This is a genomic window from Massilia oculi, from assembly GCF_017582745.1.
In the GTDB taxonomy this organism is placed as follows: domain Bacteria; phylum Pseudomonadota; class Gammaproteobacteria; order Burkholderiales; family Burkholderiaceae_D; genus Telluria; species Telluria oculi_A.
In genome coordinates this window covers 1-2,043 of the sequence record NZ_JAFVIM010000075.1, presented here as the reverse complement: position 1 = coordinate 2,043, position 2,043 = coordinate 1, and the positions used below count along the sequence as shown (strand labels likewise).

The window sequence follows — 2,043 nt, the reverse complement described above, 5'->3', positions numbered from 1 at the left end:
GGCGCCGCGTACCTGGAAGCTTGCTGCCAACCAGTTCGCCATCATGTTCGGCGAACGCTTCACGAACGCGATTAATTAACTACGAAATTCTGGCCCCGCACACAGAATTTCTGACAGGTCCGCAATTTGAGGTATAATTCTGACATGGCGTGTGCTGCGTGCGCCCGGGGGCCATCCCCGAATACGGAGAACGACATTTTCGTTTTCCGTGAGGCTTGTAATGCGAGCAGCGTCCCCGCTAAATCTACATCATCTCGTTCGACTCTCTGCAATCGCAGCTGAAGCAACCCTCCTTTCACCCTTACTGTCTACATCGAGCTCGCTAACTCGCGCTCGCGGTTTTCCTGTATCTAAGGTCGCGACCTCCGACGCCGTTGCCGATGCGGTGTGGACAGCATTTTGTCCGAGGAAAAAAATCACATGACCACAGCAGCAAGCCATTCCAGTGCGAACCCATCCGCGTTACAGCGATTTCTTGCTAGCGAGGCCGCTGGCGGTATCTTGCTGATGGCTGCGGCCGTCTGCGCGCTCATCATCGCAAACAGTCCTCTCGCGAGCGCTTACCAGCACTTTTTACACTTTGAGACCGGCCTAGTGTTGAGCGAGAAGCTTGGCCCTATGACAACTCATCTTTGGGTCAACGATGGTTTGATGGCTATTTTCTTCCTGTTGGTCGGCCTCGAAATTAAGCGAGAACTTGTCGATGGCCGTTTATCGACGTGGGAACAGCGGCGGCTCCCTGCTTTGCCAGCGCTTATGGGCATGGCCTTGCCCGCCGCCATTTATCTGTTCGTTACATCAGGTCAGCCCTCGTTAGCAAACGGCTGGGCGATACCAGCGGCGACCGATATCGCTTTTGCGATGGGCGCTCTCGCCCTGCTTGGGAGGCATGCACCACTATCATTAAAACTGCTCCTAGTCTCGGTCGCAATCATTGACGACATGGGCGCTGTGGCCATCATTGCCATCTTCTATACTTCAAGTATCGATGCTGTCGCACTCGCTGCAGCTGCCGGACTTTTGGCCGCAATGTTCGTGTTAAACAAATTGCGTGTGACGAAGCTCTGGCCATATTTGATCGGCTTGGCATTGCTCTGGTATGTCACGCTACTTTCGGGCGTGCACGCCACCATCGCAGGAGTAGTTGGCGCATTCCTGATCCCCTACATTTCGTCGCCGGGTACACCTGATGCACCCGCATCGCCGTTGCACCGTCTTGAGCACGCGCTGGCACCGTGGGTTGGGTTCTTGATCGTGCCGGTCTTCGGGTTCGTAAATGCTGGGGTCTCTTTTGAAGGGTTGTCGCCATCTGCTATCTTTGCGCCTCTCCCCCTCGGTATCGCAGCCGGCTTGTTCCTCGGTAAGCAGTTGGGTGTGTTCGCGGGAGTCGTTCTCGCTGTGAAGACCGGTCTTGCCACCAAACCACGCGGAACGACGTGGCTGCAAGTTTACGCGGTAGCAATGCTCTGCGGGATCGGCTTCACGATGAGCCTCTTCATCAGCGGACTTGCATTTCCAGGGCATCCTGAGTTTGTCGAGGAAGCCAAAATCGGGATTCTTCTTGGATCAATATTGTCTGCAATCGTAGCCTGCTTAATCCTTCGGCTCGCACCGAAAGCAAGTGATGAGTATGAGCAGAAGATCGCTCAGCACGAGGAAATTCGTCGCGACGGAGACGTCAAGCGGATTTGAGAATGTGCCCGATCAGATCATCATGAATCTAGCGCTGGTCGGGTTGACGTCCGCTTCTGTCCGATAGCGGACTGTCGGAACGGCTCAGTGTACTCGGCTGTTGCCTGCTGAGCAACTAGAGGGTTTTGTTAGGTGCTCTAAAGCTCGTCGTCAATCGTCACAGTGGTCCGCATTCTACCGCCCGACACCAAAATTGAAGCAATCTTTCATCAGAAATGATGATCTATCAAGAGGGCTTTGTTGCATAAATCAATTGAGCGCGTAGTACCCCAAACCCCAGACGGATTTACGGCATGGTCACCGCTACGGTCGTGGGCGTGCCCAAGCGCGTGAAGCGATTGAGGATGGCGG

1 protein-coding gene is annotated in these 2,043 nt (G+C 54.6%); it reads left to right on the top strand.

Going from position 1 to position 2,043, the window contains the following annotated elements; genetic code table 11:
* Nucleotides 1-420 precede the first annotated feature (420 nt).
* Entirely contained in the window at nt 421-1,692 is a 1,272-nt protein-coding gene (nhaA, locus tag J3U95_RS28150; protein WP_208281762.1) for a Na+/H+ antiporter NhaA, read from the top strand.
* The last annotated feature ends 351 nt before the right edge of the window (nt 1,693-2,043 follow it).

Bases quoted from the DNA above. Each gene is read 5' to 3' on its own strand.
- nhaA (WP_208281762.1), top strand. From the start codon at position 421: ATGACCACAGCAGCAAGCCATTCCAGTGCGAACCCATCCGCGTTACAG.